Annotated in this window: 19 protein-coding genes and 1 pseudogene; 14 read left to right on the top strand and 6 right to left on the bottom strand. The window is 37.7% G+C overall.

Annotated features, from left to right (window positions below; all coding sequences use genetic code 11):
• Window positions 1–75: 75 nt before the first annotated feature.
• From CA730_RS13720 to CA730_RS13735, 5 genes and pseudogenes are all read left to right on the top strand, one after another.
• Window positions 76–885 (top strand): transferase, encoded by an 810-nt coding sequence (locus CA730_RS13720; protein ID WP_096668063.1) that lies wholly within the window; start codon window positions 76–78, stop codon window positions 883–885.
• Between the two features lie 100 nt (window positions 886–985).
• On the top strand, window positions 986–1,774 hold the full coding sequence (locus tag CA730_RS13725) for a BMC domain-containing protein (protein ID WP_096668065.1): 789 nt from the start codon (window positions 986–988) through the stop codon (window positions 1,772–1,774).
• A 57-nt stretch (window positions 1,775–1,831) separates the two neighbouring features.
• Entirely contained in the window at window positions 1,832–1,957 is a 126-nt protein-coding gene (locus tag CA730_RS26065) for a hypothetical protein (protein WP_269076467.1), read from the top strand.
• Between the two features lie 116 nt (window positions 1,958–2,073).
• A complete protein-coding gene (locus tag CA730_RS13730; RefSeq protein ID WP_096668067.1) occupies window positions 2,074–3,012 on the top strand; it encodes a LysR family transcriptional regulator in 939 nt (312 codons plus the stop codon).
• 125 nt (window positions 3,013–3,137) lie between these two features.
• Window positions 3,138–3,695 (top strand): annotated as a pseudogene (locus CA730_RS13735) (mucoidy inhibitor MuiA family protein); the annotation flags it as partial.
• Between the two features lie 158 nt (window positions 3,696–3,853).
• Here the strand turns inward: CA730_RS13735 and CA730_RS24405 are convergent.
• On the bottom strand, window positions 3,854–4,000 hold the full coding sequence (locus CA730_RS24405) for a hypothetical protein (protein WP_157749975.1): 147 nt from the start codon (window positions 3,998–4,000) through the stop codon (window positions 3,854–3,856).
• 240 nt (window positions 4,001–4,240) lie between these two features.
• Between CA730_RS24405 and CA730_RS13740 the strand changes: the two genes are divergently transcribed.
• The 3 genes from CA730_RS13740 to CA730_RS13750 all read left to right on the top strand — a co-directional run bounded on the left by CA730_RS13740 (window position 4,241) and on the right by CA730_RS13750 (window position 7,329).
• A complete protein-coding gene (locus CA730_RS13740; protein ID WP_096668069.1) occupies window positions 4,241–5,083 on the top strand; it encodes a YaaW family protein in 843 nt (280 codons plus the stop codon).
• Complete coding sequence (locus CA730_RS13745; RefSeq protein ID WP_096668071.1) at window positions 5,065–6,363, top strand: O-antigen ligase family protein; 1,299 nt, start codon at window positions 5,065–5,067, stop codon at window positions 6,361–6,363. Before CA730_RS13740 ends, CA730_RS13745 begins: the two co-directional genes overlap by 19 nt.
• A 270-nt stretch (window positions 6,364–6,633) precedes the next feature.
• Window positions 6,634–7,329 carry a hypothetical protein gene (locus tag CA730_RS13750; RefSeq protein ID WP_231939835.1) on the top strand — a complete coding sequence of 232 codons (696 nt, stop codon included), beginning with the start codon at window positions 6,634–6,636 and terminating at the stop codon, window positions 7,327–7,329.
• A 3-nt stretch (window positions 7,330–7,332) separates the two neighbouring features.
• Here the strand turns inward: CA730_RS13750 and CA730_RS13755 are convergent, their stop codons facing one another.
• The 3 genes from CA730_RS13755 to CA730_RS13770 all read right to left on the bottom strand — a co-directional run bounded on the left by CA730_RS13755 (window position 7,333) and on the right by CA730_RS13770 (window position 10,393).
• Window positions 7,333–7,536 (bottom strand): hypothetical protein, encoded by a 204-nt coding sequence (locus CA730_RS13755; RefSeq protein WP_231939836.1) that lies wholly within the window; start codon window positions 7,534–7,536, stop codon window positions 7,333–7,335.
• Window positions 7,537–7,878: 342 nt separating this feature from the next.
• Window positions 7,879–9,537, bottom strand: a complete 1,659-nt coding sequence (locus CA730_RS13765) for an IS1634 family transposase (RefSeq protein ID WP_096671324.1) — start codon at window positions 9,535–9,537, stop codon at window positions 7,879–7,881.
• Window positions 9,538–9,703: 166 nt separating this feature from the next.
• Window positions 9,704–10,393 carry a serine/threonine protein kinase gene (locus CA730_RS13770; protein ID WP_231939837.1) on the bottom strand — a complete coding sequence of 230 codons (690 nt, stop codon included), beginning with the start codon at window positions 10,391–10,393 and terminating at the stop codon, window positions 9,704–9,706.
• A gap of 548 nt (window positions 10,394–10,941) precedes the next feature.
• On the opposite strand from CA730_RS13770, the gene rpmI reads away from it, so the two are divergent.
• From rpmI to CA730_RS13790, 4 genes are all read left to right on the top strand, one after another.
• A complete protein-coding gene (gene rpmI / locus CA730_RS13775) occupies window positions 10,942–11,139 on the top strand; it encodes a 50S ribosomal protein L35 (RefSeq protein ID WP_028090710.1) in 198 nt (65 codons plus the stop codon).
• Between the two features lie 20 nt (window positions 11,140–11,159).
• Window positions 11,160–11,516 carry a 50S ribosomal protein L20 gene (gene rplT, locus CA730_RS13780; RefSeq protein WP_015079973.1) on the top strand — a complete coding sequence of 119 codons (357 nt, stop codon included), beginning with the start codon at window positions 11,160–11,162 and terminating at the stop codon, window positions 11,514–11,516.
• Between the two features lie 110 nt (window positions 11,517–11,626).
• Window positions 11,627–12,409 carry a transporter substrate-binding domain-containing protein gene (locus CA730_RS13785; RefSeq protein ID WP_096668073.1) on the top strand — a complete coding sequence of 261 codons (783 nt, stop codon included), beginning with the start codon at window positions 11,627–11,629 and terminating at the stop codon, window positions 12,407–12,409.
• Between the two features lie 74 nt (window positions 12,410–12,483).
• Entirely contained in the window at window positions 12,484–13,008 is a 525-nt protein-coding gene (locus CA730_RS13790; RefSeq protein WP_096668075.1) for a tetratricopeptide repeat protein, read from the top strand.
• 120 nt (window positions 13,009–13,128) lie between these two features.
• On the opposite strand, the gene CA730_RS24905 is transcribed toward CA730_RS13790, so the two are convergent.
• Window positions 13,129–13,266 carry a hypothetical protein gene (locus CA730_RS24905; protein WP_027401062.1) on the bottom strand — a complete coding sequence of 46 codons (138 nt, stop codon included), beginning with the start codon at window positions 13,264–13,266 and terminating at the stop codon, window positions 13,129–13,131.
• A gap of 272 nt (window positions 13,267–13,538) precedes the next feature.
• On the opposite strand from CA730_RS24905, the gene CA730_RS13795 reads away from it, so the two are divergent.
• On the top strand, window positions 13,539–14,081 hold the full coding sequence (locus CA730_RS13795) for a GNAT family N-acetyltransferase (RefSeq protein ID WP_096668077.1): 543 nt from the start codon (window positions 13,539–13,541) through the stop codon (window positions 14,079–14,081).
• Between the two features lie 21 nt (window positions 14,082–14,102).
• Here CA730_RS13795 and CA730_RS13800 read toward each other — a convergent pair whose 3' ends face one another.
• On the bottom strand, window positions 14,103–15,023 hold the full coding sequence (locus CA730_RS13800) for a histone deacetylase family protein (RefSeq protein WP_096668079.1): 921 nt from the start codon (window positions 15,021–15,023) through the stop codon (window positions 14,103–14,105).
• Window positions 15,024–15,175: 152 nt separating this feature from the next.
• On the opposite strand from CA730_RS13800, the gene CA730_RS13805 reads away from it, so the two are divergent.
• Window positions 15,176–17,437 carry a heavy metal translocating P-type ATPase gene (locus CA730_RS13805; RefSeq protein ID WP_096668081.1) on the top strand — a complete coding sequence of 754 codons (2,262 nt, stop codon included), beginning with the start codon at window positions 15,176–15,178 and terminating at the stop codon, window positions 17,435–17,437.
• The last annotated feature ends 86 nt before the right edge of the window (window positions 17,438–17,523 follow it).

Below are 17,523 nucleotides of genomic sequence, written 5' to 3' on the forward strand. Positions count from 1 at the left end.
TTCATTCTTCCTTCTTCCAAGTAATCACTGACAACTGACAACTGACAACTTCCGGCTTCCGAGGTAATAAATTCCATGTCTGTATCGCTGCTACGCCTGGGCTATAGATTTGATGCTCATATTCATGGCGACGTAATTATTCATCCTAGCGCGGTAATAGCTCCTGGGGTAATTTTGCAAGCAGTTACTAATAGTACGATTGTGATTGGCGCTGGTGTATGTCTGGGTATGGGGTCAATTCTCCAAGTAAGTGAGGGTATTCTAGAAATAGAAGCAGGAGCAAACCTGGGAGCCGGTTTCTTGATGGTGGGTGAAGGCAAAATTGGGGCTAATGCTTGTATTGGTGCAGCGACAACGGTTTTTAACTGTTCCGTAGCACCAAGTCAAGTTATTCCTTCTGGTTCAATTTTGGGAGATACTAGTCGGCAGATTGTTGAACCGTCAACGGTACAACCCGAATCTACTAATTCTCAACCAAAGAAATCAGAAGAATCAGCCGAAAAACTAGAATCTCCTCATTCTCAACCAGAAAAACCAGAGGAACAGGAAAAAGGATTTTCCTCAACTCAACTCTCGGTTGCGGCTTTTCTGGAGTTTAAACACCAATCTACGCCTGTATCTCCACCTTCACCTACACCGAAAAGCCAGTCTCCACCAGAGTCAGAAACGGCTGTGGTTGGTGATTCGACCCCCGTCGAAACTCCGCTCCCAGAGTCTACAGAAACTAGCTCTGAGGACTTAGAACCCAGTGAGTCTGATCTAGAAACTCACAATATTTTTGGCACGCAAATTTATGGACAAGGTAGCATAAATAGGCTGCTGAGTACATTATTTCCCCATAGACAATCCTTGGGTAACGAAAACCCTGACAATTCTTCAGGTTAAGTGTTAAGTATGAAGTGTGAACTTAAGTCCATATTGAAATGCTAGTTTTCATTCTTCTGTGATTGAAGACGCTATACGAACCTTATCCTGGAAAATTTAAATGGAAACATATAATCAACACGCTTTGAGTACGATTCACGCAGCGCCTCGCCGTGATAGCCTCAAAGATACTGCTTTGGGTATGGTATCAACCCTGAGTTTCCCCGCTATAGTTGGCACGGCTGACATGATGTTGAAGTCGGCTGGAGTCCACTTAGTTGGCTATGAAAAAATTGGTAGTGGTCATTGTACAGCAATTGTCCGAGGTGGCATTGCTGATGTCCGCTTGGCTGTGGAAGCTGGTGTGCAAACGGCTGAACAGTTTGGACAGTTGGTGTCTAGTTTGGTGATTGCGCGTCCTTATCCTAATTTAGATATAATTCTACCTATTAACCGTCTGACTCGATTTATGGGAGATGGTGGTGGATACAGCCGTTTGAGTAATCAAGCGATTGGGTTGGTGGAAACTCGCGGATTTCCCGCTATGGTTGGGGCTTGTGATGCCATGCTTAAAGCTGCTGATGTCCAATTAGCATCCTATGAAAAGATTGGCGCTGGTTTGTGTACGGCAATTATTCGCGGTTCGGTGGCTAATGTGGCGGTAGCAGTAGAAGCGGGAATGTTTGAAGCGGAACGCATTGGTGAGTTAAATGCAGTTATGGTGATTCCTCGTCCGTTAGATGAGTTGGAAGAAACTTTGCCTGTGGCTAGTTGCTGGATGGAAGAACGTCAACCAGTTAATATACCTATTAATATTAAAGATAAAATAACGGATGTGGAAGCGATAGAGTTGCCTGATTTGGCAAAACTGCCTGTGAGAGTTAAGGAAGAAATTTGGAATGATGAATAATATCACAGGGAATAGGGACTTTAGAGTGTTTCCGTAGTATTTCAGGAGAAAACCATCATGTCTTTGACAGTGAAAGAACTAGAAGAAATACAGATAGCATATCCTGACTATCCCATGGAATTAGTAGATGGGACTCCACGAAAAAACTTTTACGGCTTACGCCACGCTATCAGTCAACTCTGAAGATACATTTTTATATATACTAAGGTTCAGAACTTTGTATAAATAACACTTAAAAAATCCTTAGTGTTACGCGATACTAAGCCCTATCTACAAATTGTTATCAGAGGAGAATTAGCTTGAACCAAGCGACGTTACACCAGTTAAAGGTGTTCGAGGCTGCTGCCCGACATGGTAGTTTTACACGCGCTGCGGAAGAGTTGTTTTTGACTCAACCTACCATATCTATGCAAATCAAACAGTTGACGAAATCGGTGGGTTTGCCATTATTTGAGCAGGTGGGGAAGCGTTTATACTTGACGGAAGCGGGACGAGAATTATTTGCTACTTGTCGGCAAATTTTTGAGACTATAGACAAGTTTCAAATGACTATTGCAAATTTAAAGGGATTAAAACAAGGACAACTAAGACTGGCGGTAATTACGACTGCTAAGTATATTATTCCCAGATTGTTGGGTCCTTTTTGTCAGCTTTACCCTGGAATTGATATTTCTCTCCAAGTTACAAATCATGAACTGATTTTAGATCGGATGATGGGTAATTTGGATGACTTGTATATTATGAGTCAAATTCCTGAACACTTTGATGTGAATTTCCAGCCATTTTTAGAAAACCCTTTGGTAGTTCTTGCACCTGCGAATCATCCTTTAGCGAAGGAAAAAAATATTCCGATTGAACGTTTGGGAGAAGAACCGTTTATCATGCGGGAACCGGGTTCAGGAACTCGCAGTGCTGTCCAAAGTCTGTTTGAGGAACACGAGATCAAGGTGAAGGTAAAGTTGGAGTTGGGGAGTAATGAAGCGATTAAACAGGCGATCGCTGGTGGTCTAGGTATATCCGTATTATCCCGTCATACTTTACTCACAGACATTGCGGAATTTAGCATTTTAGATGTCCAACATTTCCCCATTAAACGCACTTGGTATATGGTTTATCCCGCCGGTAAGCAGTTATCTATTATTGCTCATACCTATTATGAGTATCTGTTAGAGGCAGCGCAAAAAATTACTGAGCAAGGTGGTTTAATATTAGATCATACGGTAGAAACCAATCTTTAGATCAAGCCGGCACAGATACATAATCAGTTGGCTATGTATCTCAAAGTTATCAATGACTTGACGTAAGTATAGGTAACAATTAAAAAATAATCAATAGCATCATTAAGTATTGGAGTAAACTGGCAGTGGTAAACCCAGGAACACCATTTGGGCAGAAAATCTTAGACAGCCAAATTGTCGCCGTCACAGTCTATAATTACCAAGCTTGGGTGACAAGACGAGCAGTGGTCTCCTTATCTGGAGAAGAACAGGAATTAGTAATTACCCCATTGCCAGTAACTCTAGCCACTGATTCTATGAGAGTGAGTAGTGTGGGGACAGCAGTGCTAAAATTGTTGGGGGTGAGATGCGATCGCCGACAAACTACTGAACCCATAGGGAAAGAAGCCACTTAGCTAACAAGAGAAGTTCAACAAATTGAAACTCAAAAGCGGCATTTGCAAGCGCAAATAGATGCTTTATTGCTACAATCTAATTGTATTGCGGGGTCACGGGAAAAAACCGAAGGAACATTTTCCCAAAGTTTAGCGAGAAAAAATCTCAGCTTGAGTGAAATACTGGATTTTCTCAACTTTTTGGGGAGTCAATATTGCGAATATGCGATCGCTGCGGGAGAATGTAAAGCGCAACTGTTAGAATTAGAAAAAGAATTACAAACACTCCGTACTGCTTTACAAAAAATTTAAACACCCCAAATCAAAGTATCAGAATTAATCGAGATCCCCCCACCCCCCCTTTGTAAGGGGGGCTAAATTCCTCAAAGTCCCCCTTTTCAAGGGGGATTTAGGGGGATCTGCGGGTGTCAGATACCACACGAAAAAGTTTTCAAACAACCTCTAAGTTAATTATCTCTATCTTTCAAACGAGCTTTATCAAACTCTTGTGCCAAGTCTCTACCAGCAACTCTTAAGAAGGAGGGGATGAAGAAAGCATTTTTTATGTCAGGAACTTTGATATCTCTAGCTATGATACCCTTAGCGCTAGACATTAACTTTTGCTCAATAGCGAATTGCTTGCAGCAGCGCTTCGCTATCGCTCAAAAATCATCAAAAAATCACGTTAAAATGCCCGAAACCCATACCCCATATTTGGTTGATCCTGTCAATGCGTAAGTCCTAATAAATTTGGCCAACCTATAGGCTCAACTCAGTTGCTATTGAGAAATTTTTGATTGACAAGATAGTAGAATAAGGTACAGATTACTGGCTACAGAAGAGAGGAAGAGAAATTGGAAGAACTCAGGGCGGTATTGGAATTAGCCACCGAAGAGGAACTACAGGACTTGACAGCTATTCTGTTTAGTCGCAAGTTTAACCCCTTCGATTATGTTCACACACCCGAACCCATGACAGTGCAAAGCCAAGATCATCAAGCTTGGTTAGATGCAATAGAAGATCGTTTTCGGTTTTTAGCGGCTGATGGTATCACTGTATTACGCAGACGTACTGATAAAGTAACTTACCGACAAGCCCTAATTCAAGTATGCAAATATTTGAAAATTCACTATTATCAAGACTTAACAACAATTGATTTAGAAGCAGAAGTATTTTTGCATCTACTAGGAAAGGTTTGGAAAAAGTTGCCAAAAACAGAAAAGCAACAATTAACTATTAATGTCCAACGTCAATTATCACAATCAACGTTTAAACAACCATTACCATTGTCATTGCAACGTGATCCTTTAGGATTAATATTTAAAGGTGGTAGTGCCTTGGCTGTAACTTCTGTCATCCAAACTTTTGTTTTGCAACAAATCGCCCGTCAATTTGCTATTCATTTTGCGACCTATCAAGTGGCTAAAGAAGCAGCAATTACAGGTACAGGATTAGCTACTAAACAGTTTCAAAACTATGTGGCCTTACAAATGTCCCGCCGAGGTATGACCATGAGTGCAGCCCGTTATAGTGCGGTTCGTAGTGCGTTTGCTTTGGTAGGTCCTGTGATGTGGGCTTGGTTTTTTGCTGATTTGGGTTGGAGAGCGATCGCCACAAACTATGGCAGAATTATTCCTACTGTCTTCACCCTCGCGCAAATTCGTCTTACCCGTACAGAATGTTGGGAAATCGCTTAAATAAAACTTTTTATCATCCAAATCCCCGCTTACAAACCCCTTGGAATTGGCTACAATTTGGACTAATATCTTTCCCCCTGAGTCCATTTTTGGGTGGTATCTCTATCGTTGTGGCATCATTACTAACCTGGCGTAAACAATACCATATCATTAGCGATCGCCCAATTCACAAGGGATTTGCTATTTTGAGTATCTTACTCCTGATTACCACCGGATTCGCCTCTGGCAAACTCGATGCTGTTTTGGGTTTATTCAACTTCATCCCCTTCTTCTTCTTTTTTACCGGACTCACTCCTCTCATCCAAACACCTGCCCAATTACGACAAATTGCTTGGATCATGGTATTTGGATCTATACCTGTTTTAATCATCGGTTTTGGGCAATTATTTCTCGGTTGGAATTTCCAATTTCAGTTTTTATGGATTGTTTTTGATTGGATAGTTGCACCAGAAAAATCATTATCAGGACGCATGACCGCTAATTTCATGCACCCTAATATTTTCGCTGCTTATTTAGTAACTATTTTTATTTTGGGTTTAGGTTTATGGCTAGAAAACTACCACAAACTCAAACAAAAAAATCGCCTAATTATATTCTTGACAATTACAGTATTTACTAACTTTATCGCCTTAATTTTAACCAATTCTCGTAATGGTTGGGGAATCACTATTTTTGCCTGTTTAGCTTATGCTTTATATAAAGGTTGGCGATTAATTGTTGGGTCTGTTTTCACCATTACCAGTTTTTGTTTATTGGCAGCTTTTGCACCTTTACCTATTGCCCAATTTTGCCGCCTTTTTGTTCCCTACAGTATTTGGGCGCGATTAAATGATGATATGTTCCCTGATAGACCAGTGGGATTAATGCGAAAAACTCAATGGGAATTTGCCTGGAATCTCACTCAACAACATCCTTTAACTGGTTCAGGTTTACGCAGTTTCGGAAGACTTTATAAAACCCAAATGCAAATTGATGTTAACCATCCTCATAACTTATTTTTAATGCTGTCTGCGGAAACTGGGTTAATTACTACGTCGCTATTTTGTGGCTTACTAATTTGGATATTAATTGCTGCTACTCAAATTCTCTGGAAATCTAAATCTATCGAACGAGAAAATCGCCTAATCTTCTTTAGTTATCTGATCACCTTGATCGGATGGATACTATTTAATACTGTTGATATCACCACTTTTGATATCCGGTTAAATACTCTCTCTTGGGTTTTCGTAGCGGCATTATCTGGAGTTATGTATCAATATGAATCATCCCAAAAAACCTAGGGACGCAGACCCTGCGCCCTCTATTCTTTCCCCTTCAGTACTGAGAATTTTTCAAATATCATTTGTAATGCCTGTATCTATTTTACTATAAACAGCTAAAGTAAAATTAGGATAATTATTCAACTGTTAATTGACATCTCTAGGACTTACGCAAGTGTCACACCAAAAATCTGTTGTAGGGTGCGTCAGACTGCATAAATCCTGCAAATAAACAGATTGTTGATATTTGACGCACCCTACCAATGTGCCAGTTGCGTAAGTCCTGATCTCATGAACTTAATTACCAAGGTATTTTTGCAAATGTCCCGTAATCGCTGTTTCCCCCAAGTCTTTGTCTTTATTTTCATGATTACTAGCTTGTTTGCTTGTAGTGTAACTGAAAATAGTACATCTGCAAATGCTAAGAATCCCCAACAGTCACAGTTAAGCCAAAATAGTTTACCTCAATCTATTTCTCAAACAGTGCTAAGGAATGCTGCTAGAGTTTCTGGGTTGAAAATTTCTAACTTGAAAATAACTCAAGTTACATCTACTAGTTTTAGTAATCCGTGTATTTTCCAATTTGGAGAAGTTTGTACAAAGGAATATAATCCTATTCCTGGTTGGATTGTCATTTTACAAGTGAAGGAACAATCTTGGATTTATCATGTTAATAAATCTGGTTCTCAAATTCTTTTAGATCCGAAAATTAGCAATAATCAATTACCGAAAAAAATTGCTAATGGCGTTTTGAGTGATGCTTCTAAAGGTTCTGGTTTACCGATAAGTTCTCTGAAAATTACCCAGTCAACCCAGAAAACTTTCAGCAATTCCTGTGTATTTAATTTTGGTGAAGTCTGCACTCAAATATTTGATCCTATTAAGGGTTGGGAGGTAATTGTTAAAGTTAAGAATCAATTCTGGACTTATCATGTAGATATAACTGGTAAACGCATTGTTCTAGATCCTCAAATTACTAAAACTTAAGCATCAAACACATTTTAACAACGCTGCTTTAAACTCAGCCGCAGTTTGAAAATGAATTTTTGGCTTTTCTATTAAAGCCAAATCTATCACTTCTGCTAACTTTTCAGGAATACTACTATCACGTTCACTAATAGGGACAGCATCATTTCTTAGCACACAATTCCAATAATCACCAACAAAATCACGAGGGAAATATCCCGTTAACATATTATATAACCCACATTCCGCACCCCAAACTGTTACAGAGGTAAATTACGGAGATGGAAATCAAAAGGAGCATCAAAAGAAACATATAAAGTGAAAAAAGGCATTTGAGAAACAGCAAATCACCAAAAATATCATCAAAACCTATTCTCAATAAGAAGCAATAAGAATGCACACCACCTGGAGAGATCAACAGATAAATAAAAGAAGATATTCAAGAAACAATTATAAGTTAGACTAATCAATTAAAGTAAAAAACGAAATTATAGATATAGTAAAATGGAGCCATACATCAAAGAGATTAGCTCATCTTTACAAGAGAAATTAAATTGATAGAGATAATAATTAGGTGACTAATTGATAGTAACGTAAACAATCATTTGGTAGAAGACTCAAGATAAAATCTCTGTCCTTATTCCAATTAGAAATATATTTCTCCTGATTGAGTGTAACCAAATTAATACACTGAAAGCATTGAAAAATCCAGCGTAAAGTAGGACGATTAGTTGCTTTGCCTAATTGATTTTTAATTGTTGATTTAGACTCCAAAAGAGCATTTCTAATGTGCCGTTGAGCCAAAGTATAAACCAGTAGACATAAACCCATAATCATTCCCAGAGACTCTATTCTCTCAGGACTTTTGAGAAAAATACTGTCTGCAAAAAATAATGGGTCTTTAAGAAAACCGAACCCCCGCTCACAAGACTGTTGAGCTTTATATTCACTCAGCATGGAATCATTGCTAAGTTCATTTGAATCTAAAACATTCGTAGCAATAATAAAACGTCCTGCACTCAGCAATTCTGTATTAATTTTACTTTCATTTTCGGAAACTGTAGCTGATATTTGGTAAGATATTTCTTCTGAAGAATCTTTTGTCTTAAATTTGATTTGAGTAACCAAAATTTCGTTAATTTGATGATATTTGAATTGTTTTGATAATTTTGATAATGCCTTGATAGCATCAGCCTCACAAGCAAATCTCTCTTGTGATAACTTTTTCAAATCTTTCACAGCTTTTGATTCTGCTTTGGTAATTTTTTGTCTGAGCTTACGCAGGTCTGATTCTCTTCTTTCTTGACTTTGCACTACTAACCATCTTTGTTCTATCCCTGCATAATTTTCGGTTTTTGATGCTAATTTATATCCTGGTATTGTACTATCAATAAATTCTGATTCTGGTATTGTTGAGATTAATGATTTTGCTGCTTTGATACTTAATGGTACTCGACATAACCAGCGTAAATCTGACATCATTTTCAGGTTTGATTCTGTATATAAGGCGCAGTCTGCTACGATGAGACTGTTAACTTCTAATTGTTGCTGATACTCAACTGCTATTTGACCAAAACATGATGAGTCAGCTTGGTTTCCCGATGCTAGTTTTAAAAATATTGGGATGTCTCCATCCCCTGAACATATCATTTCTATAATGAACTGTTTTAAGTCTGGTCTGTGGTCACGGGAATAACCGTAGGTGATGGTTATTTCTTTGGGTGATTTTACTTCTAATTCTTTTAATTCTGGACTATTTTCTACCTTTTGACTTTCAAATATTACTTCTGGTAAGCTGGTATTATATTGCCCATGCACGTGCATTGATGATGAGTCTAGATGTGATGTTGATAGTGATACTCCAAATTTTTGGGCTGCTTTTACTGCGATGATAAAAAAGATTGTATCTAAGCCTTTTATAAACAGTTTATCCATGACTCTCCCCAGTTTATCGTCGTTGAGATATTCTGGTTTTACTCCTGTTCCTATTAGATGTTCACAAGCGATTGTTTCAAAATATTTAGGAAACATATATAACGGTTTGGAGACAAATCCTAACCCGTTTATTATCATGGCTTTTACTACTTGACTTGCATTTACTTTTTCGTCTTTTTCGACTCCTATTAATTCATTTATTATTTCTACTATTCCGATTGAATCTATGATTCCTGCTACTATCCCTAGATGGTCTATGTTCTGAATTTCTATTTCTTGAGGTTTTAATTTCACAACAGTTTCCTCTAATACTTCTGTTGTTATCAATTATTTCTTATTTGGTTATCAATTCATTTTTTTCTTTTGTTACCAAGTTTCACTTTTTCACACCATGTCCCTTTTAATGCTACTAATTTTCATTAAGTATCTTAATTTTTGAATTGACTTTAGTTATTATGTACTACTTTAAGGGCTTTTTTGATCTGTGACAGTTTGGGGTGCGGAATGTGGGATATAATGTCGCAGCTAAAGCATAAACATCTGTATAATAACCAAAATCTCCACGCCGTTCATATTGTTCTATAGGTGCATAACCTTGGGTTATCATCGCTGTCATGCTTCTGATTTTTCCTGGTTGAAATTCCCGCGCTAACCCAAAATCAATTAATACTGCTTCCTTGCTTTCCCGTCGCAACAAAATATTATTGGGTTTTACATCTCTGTGTAAAAGTTTCCGTTCATGAACACATTCTAAAGCTTGTCCGATTTGGTCAATGTAGCGCAAAGCTTCGGTTTCTGACAAGTAACCATTTTCAGCCGTGTAGTTTTCCACATAAGCTGCTAAATCATCCCCGTCAATGTGTTCCATCACAATAGCCCAAAGTCCATCTTCAGGAAAATTGTCGTAAACTTGGACAATATGGGGATGATAGCATTTTGATAAATCTAAGGCTTCTTTTCTAAACTTCTTTTGTATTTCCGCAAAGTCGGGTTTTTCTCGTTGTTCGCGGTTAAGGGTTTTAATTACGACTAACCTGTTTTCTTCTGTATCTTCTGCTAAATAGGTTTCACCAAAGCCACCGCCACCGATCGCTCTTTTAATGATATACTGCCCGTTCTGTAGTGGGGTGTTAGGTGTCCAAGATTGCATATTGTCAGAATCAGGATTTAAGGATGGGAGAGAAATTAATAATTAGTATAACATCCGCGTTTATCTGCGTTCATCTGCGTTTAATTGTCTGAATCAGGATGTCCAGGATGACAATAATGTACTGGATTTTTTGAAGATGAATGAAAATAATGATGTTGATAGTGGAAAAATTTACTATATATGCGCGGACAGATTTCCACTCCTAACATTAGAGTAAACCAAATTTTCCATCTTGTCAAGTCTTGACATGAAGAATCATGGAAAAAGTGAAAATCAAAAATCTCCACCGCAAACCAACATCCTGTAAGTCCTAAAATCCTGTAAATCCTGATTCAGACAATCCAAAAGTTTAATATATATGCGCGGACAGATTTCTACTCCTAACATTAGTGTAAACTAAAATTTTCGCCTTGTCAAGTCTTGAAGTAAAATCTTTTGAATGAATATAATGGCTATGTCCTGGGAATCCTTGCCGATCTTGCCAAGGGGGCATACAATTTGCCTTTTCTCATATATAATAGTAGATTGTGTTGAATTAAAGCCATCCCATGCCTAAACTAAAGACTCGCAAGGCTGCGGCGAAGAGATTCCGCGCCACCGGTAGCGGTAAAATTGTCCGCCGTAAACCTTTCAAAAACCATTTATTAGAGCATAAATCCTCTAGTAAAAAGAGCAATATGTCAAAAATGGCAGTTGTTCATGAACGGGACGAAGAGAACGTGCGTTTAATGCTTCCATATTTGTAAAAGATCACAGGTAATAAGATATGACTCGGGTAAAACGCGGTAATGTAGCTCGTAAACGCCGCAATAAAATTCTCAAATTAGCTAAAGGTTTTCGTGGTTCTCACTCAACTTTGTTTAGAACCGCTAACCAACAAGTAATGAAGGCGCTTCGCAGTGCTTACCGCGATCGCAAAAAGAAGAAGCGTGATTTTCGCCGTCTGTGGATAGCGCGGATTAATGCAGCTTCTAGACAACATGGTTTAAGCTACAGCCGCTTAATTGGTAATTTGAAAAAGGCCAATGTGGAACTAAACCGCAAAATGTTGGCACAATTGGCAATTCTTGATCCTGCAAGCTTCGCTAAAATTGCGGAACTGGCTAACTCGGTTAACGGATAAAGGTGGCAACGGATGAATAACGGATGTAACAGATGGCACTTCGGAAAATTGAAAATTAAAAATCAATAAACTTTTTGGCATTTTTAATTGGAGTAAAACGCAGAGCGATTATGAATAAGTTACATCTGGTATTATCCGCTACCATCTTTTTAATTTTTTGTCTGTATTTTATAAGTGGGAACTTAACTGCATCTGCCGCGACAATGGCGGAAATTCAGCAACGAGGCTATTTAAATATGGCAGTTAAGGATAATCTCCGCCCTTTAGGTTTTAGGGATAATAAAGGCAATTTACAAGGGTTAGAAATTGATTTAGCTAAACGGTTAGCCAGTGATTTGTTGGGTAAAGCCGATGCTGTGAAATTGCAACCTGTAGCTAATAGCGATCGCTTACCATTAGTATTTAATCAGCAAGTTGATTTAGCGATCGCTGGAGTCACAGCCACAGAATCACGTTCTCGCATCGTTAGCTTCAGTGTTCCTTACTATTACGACGGCGCAGGAATAGTTACAAAAAATACAGCTATTCAAGCATTAAAAGATGTAAGCAAACGGAAAATAGCTGTTCTCAACCACTCCAGTACAATTGGATACTTAAAATATTTCACACTATCTGCCGAATTAGTTAGTGTAAATTCTTATGCTCAAGGGTGGGAAAAAATAGAAAGTAATCAGGTAGATGGTTTTGCAGCAGATATTAGTATTCTTAGTGGTTGGGTGCAAGCACATCCCCAATATCGCATACTGCCAACTAAATTATCAGCAGAACCGCTATCTGTAGTGATGCCAAAAGGATTGCAATACGATGAATTAAGACGTAACGTGAATGAAGCGATCGCTCGTTACACAGTTACAGGTTGGCTAAAAGAACGCATAGAATACTGGGGATTGTAATAATTTAGTGAGCAACATACAACCTAATAACTCATAATTAGATAGAGTATTTTAATAATTTGTATTTGTAGAAAATGGATAGCAATTTAGTCATCATTTATCTGTCACTTTTTGTTGGTTTACTTGCATTTGCCGGAGTGAGTGTTTTTCGTCAAGTATTCAAAACTCGAAAACTTGAAAGCTCCTTGAATAAGTTAAAAAACAAATTAACCAAAGAAAAAGGCACGGCTCAAGAATATTATGAATTAGCTAGTATCTATTCAGAAAAAAAAGTATTTAGTCAAGCCATACCCCTATTTCAAAAATCTCTCAAAGCAGCCGAAGAAGAGGGAGAAGAATCTATTGCTCCTATTTACAACGGATTAGGATATGTTTACTTTGCTCAAGAGCAATACGACTTAGCAATTCGTCAGTACAAAGAAGCCATAAAATTGAACCCAGACTATGTATCGGCTCTAAACAATCTCGGACACGCTTACGAAAAGAAAAAATTGAATGCTCAAGCTTTAGAAATGTATGAAGCAACACTCAAATTAGCACCCAATAACGCCGTTGCTAAACGTCGGGCTGAATCCTTACGTCGCTTAGTTGCTATATAAGCTCAAATCCTTCAGGGTTTTATCAGGGTGGGGTTCATTGATAGTAGAGACAGGTTGTAGATAAAATTTCGGCTATACGGTAAGACTGTTTAAACCCTGTCCCTACCTTGAAACGTGGTTTTAACTATCTCCTGTTTTTTCAATGGTTTCAATCACGGCTAAACCTATACTCGAAGCGGCGATTAGCATGATTGGTGCTGCTAAAAAGGCAATGGTAAGCATCTTGAGGGCTTGGTCAAAAAAAATATAGGTGGTCATTTGTTCACCTTCTGAACTGTATACAGCTACTACTACTATCTAATTCTTCTTCACAGCCAGGTGGCTTAATTCCTGTAATCATATCTTAACAAAACTTTAGCTCTTTCATGACACGATGACAAAGTTTTATGACTAATTATTTAATAAATGTCAACTACATTCGGTTAAGTACAACACTGAAAAATACTGCAAGTAAAAATTGTATCTATTTTTAAATCAGTATTAATGTAGTTTTCATCGTTTTAATAGTTACTTGGTTTTTGGTGCTAACTATGGAACTTATGTTGTTCGAGATATCTACACAACGCCTATTATTAAAGCCCATATCAATGGACTATAAGGCGGATATTTTCAGAGAATTTACAGAGGAAGTAACAACTTATTTATATTCAGAACCATCGAAAAAACTTCAGAATACTGAAAATTTTATTAATCAATCTTTACTAAAGATAGCAAAAGGAGAAGAGTTAGTAATTGTGATTTTAAAGAAAGATTCTCAAGAGTTTTTAGGATGTAGTGGCATACATAAAATTAATAGTAAATATCCACGATATGGAATTTGGTTGAAAAAATCTGCATATAAACATGGTTACGCCACAGAAACAATTGTAGCTTTAAATTTATGGGCGGAAGAAAACTTAAATTATGAGTATCTTCGATATGCTTTAGATAAAGAAAATACCTCCAGCCGTAGAGTTGCAGAAAAAATCGGCGGTAAAATTGGTAAAGAATATGATGTAATTACCGTAAGTGGCAAAGTCTTGAATCTAGTGGAATATAGAATTAGCAAAAAACAAAATGTTGAATTTTGCTAATTAACAAATCATCCCAGTAGACTAACCTATGCAAGGTTGAATAGTAGCAATTACTGATTCTGCAAGACTTGGCAAATCATAACCACCTTCTAATCCAAACATAATTTTTTGGGTTATACCTAAACAGTATTCTGTAAATAAACCAAAATCTTCTGGTTGCAAATTCACACCAGCTAAAGGATCATTAGCATTAGCATCATAACCAGCACTCACAATCAATAAATCTGGCTGAAAATCAGTTAAAAACGGGAGAATTTTCCTTTCCCACAAGGGTTGATAGATAGTAATATCACTACCAGGAGGGACAGGTAGATTTAACACATTATGATGTGAACCTTGCTGAGAAGTTTTCCCTGTACCAGGATAAGCTGGATATTGGTGAAGAGAAACATAAGCAATTTCTGAGTGAGTTTCTACTATTGCTTCTGTGCCATTTCCGTGGTGTACGTCCCAATCTAAGATAGCAACGCGCTTGATTTCAGGTTGTTGTAAAGCATAAAAAGCTGATATAGCGGCGTTAGAAAATAAACAAAATCCCATGCCTGTGTCAATTACTGCATGATGTCCGGGTGGACGCGCTAATACAAAAGATTTATCTGCTGTATTAAGAACTATATCAACTCCATCTAACCAAGCACTAACCGCCAATAACGCCACATCATAACTGCGGGGAGAAATGGGAGTATCTCCGTCTAAATAACCTCCACCGGAGGCAGCGATATTTTTAACTTTGTTAATATAGGTTGTAGGATGAACGTTTTCTATCCAAGACATTAAAGATGGTTTTAATAGAACTGGTGTAGGTAGTTTCCAGGTAATTTTCTCTGCAAAACTCGCAGTTTTTAAAGCATCAACTATCGCTGTCAATCTGGCTGGTTTTTCTGGGTGATAGATTCCCGTTTTGTGATCTAAGAATTCTTCAGAATAAATAACTTGTAACATATATTTCTATATCCAAAATCTGAAATGTAAGTTGGTTGGAAGTCAAGAAACTTATTACAATGATATATTACACCAATAGGTAAAGTATAGACATATAGATCCCCGACTTCTCAAAGAAGTCGGGGATCTGAAGGATAATTATAAGAGGTGATATGAATACTCTGAGTCTTAAACTGAAAGGTATGAGTTGCGCGTCCTGCGCTAATAATGTTGAACAGGCAATTTTAGCTGTTGCTGGAGTGATTGATTGTCATGTTAATTTTGGTGCAGAACAGGTAACTATTAATTATGAACCTAAAAAAACAAATTTAGCAAAAATCCAAGCTGCGATCGCAGATGCTGGTTATTCATCTTTTCAGTTAGATGTAGAAGGTGAAGATACGGCAGCAACAGCGAGTAAATTAGCAGCAGAACAGGAACTTATTCTCAAGTTAAGAACTGGGGTTGTAATTAGTATTATTCTGTTCTTTGGTTCTTTACCGATGATGACGGGATTACATTTACCTTTTGTCCCTAAATTTCTTCATCATCCTTGGTTGCAATTAGCATTGACAACACCTGTTGAGTTTTGGTGTGGGGGATCTTTTTTCCGCAATGCTTGGAAGTCTTTAAAACGCCGCAATGCGACAATGGATACTTTGATTGCTTTGGGAACGGGTACGGCTTATTTCTATTCTTTATTTGTGACGCTTTTTCCTGATTTATTTATTTCCCAAGGCTTAGAAATTCATGTTTATTATGAAGTTGCAGCGATGGTTGTAACTTTGATTTTGTTAGGACGATTTTTAGAACATCGTGCTAGGGGAAAAACTTCAGAAGCTATTCACAAATTGATGGGAATGCAACCCAAAACAGCTAGAGTCATGCGAGATGGTTTAGAAATGGATGTTCCCATTGATGAAGTAATAGTTAATGATCTAATTTTAGTTCGTCCTGGGGAGAAAATTCCCGTAGATGGGAAGGTGGTTGATGGTAATTCTACCGTAGATGAGGCAATGGTAACGGGTGAAAGTGTAGCGGTGAAAAAACAACCAGGAGATGAGGTAATTGGGGCAACAATTAATAAAACTGGTAGTTTTAAGTTTCAGGCAACACGAGTAGGTAAGGATACTTTTTTGGCGCAAATTGTCAAGTTAGTCCAAGAAGCACAAGGTTCAAAAGCACCAATTCAAAGGTTAGCAGATCAGGTGACTGGGTGGTTTGTGCCGACGGTAATTGTGATCGCAGTTATTACTTTTATCATCTGGTTTAATATCACAGGTAATTTTACTTTAGCAATGATGACAATGGTGGGAGTTTTAATTATTGCTTGTCCCTGTGCTTTGGGTTTAGCTACTCCTACTTCTGTGATGGTAGGAACTGGAAAAGGTGCAGAAAATGGGATTTTAATTAAAAGTGCTGAAAGTTTAGAATTAGCACATAAAATAAATACGATTGTTCTTGATAAAACTGGGACCTTAACTCAAGGTAAACCTACAGTTACAGATTTTGTGACTATTAAAGGTACAGCAGATGGGAATGAACTTCAGTTATTAAAATTAGCTGCCAGTGTAGAACAAAATTCTGAACATCCTTTAGGGGAAGCAGTGGTGAAATATACGATCAATCAAGCTGTGAGTTTAGCTGATGTCAAGAATTTTTCAGCTATTGTTGGTAGTGGTGTTCAAGGAATTGTATATGAGCAATTAGTACAATTTGGCACACAACGCTGGCTTACAGAATTAGGAATTGATACAGATATTTTAGAACCACATCAAACAACTTGGGAAAGTGAAGGAAAAACTGTAATTTGGTTAGCAGTAAATGGTAATTTGGAAGCAATTATGGCTATTGCTGATGCCCTTAAACCTTCATCATTAACAGCAGTTAAAGCTTTGCAAAAATTAGGTTTAGAAGTTGTAATGTTAACAGGTGATAATCAACAAACTGCCCAAACAATTGCTAATCAAGTTGGTATCACTCAAGTTTTTGCCCAAGTGCGTCCCGACCAAAAAGCCGCGATGATTAAATTATTACAGCAAAGGAAAGTAGGGAATAAATCTCAAATTGTGGCTATGGTAGGAGATGGAATTAATGATGCACCGGCATTAGCACAAGCAGATGTGGGAATTGCCATTGGGACAGGAACAGATGTGGCGATCGCTGCTAGTGATATTACTTTAATTTCTGGAGATCTACAAGCCATAGTGACAGCCATTCAACTCAGTCGCGCTACTATCAACAACATCCGCCAAAATCTCTTCTTTGCTTTTATTTATAATATCATTGGTATTCCCATTGCTGCGGGTATTCTCTATCCCTTCTTTGGTTGGTTACTTAACCCAATTATTGCCGGTGCAGCAATGGCATTTTCTTCAGTTTCTGTAGTCAGTAATGCTTTAAGATTGCGTAACTTTCAACCAGGAGTTAGGTGAAAAGCAAAAGTAATCTTTAGCAATTAATTAATCATATCAATCAAACTAATCACACAAATCATAGTTAAGACGGTACTGAATATAAC

The organism is Dolichospermum compactum NIES-806 (assembly GCF_002368115.1).
Taxonomy (GTDB): domain Bacteria; phylum Cyanobacteriota; class Cyanobacteriia; order Cyanobacteriales; family Nostocaceae; genus Dolichospermum; species Dolichospermum compactum.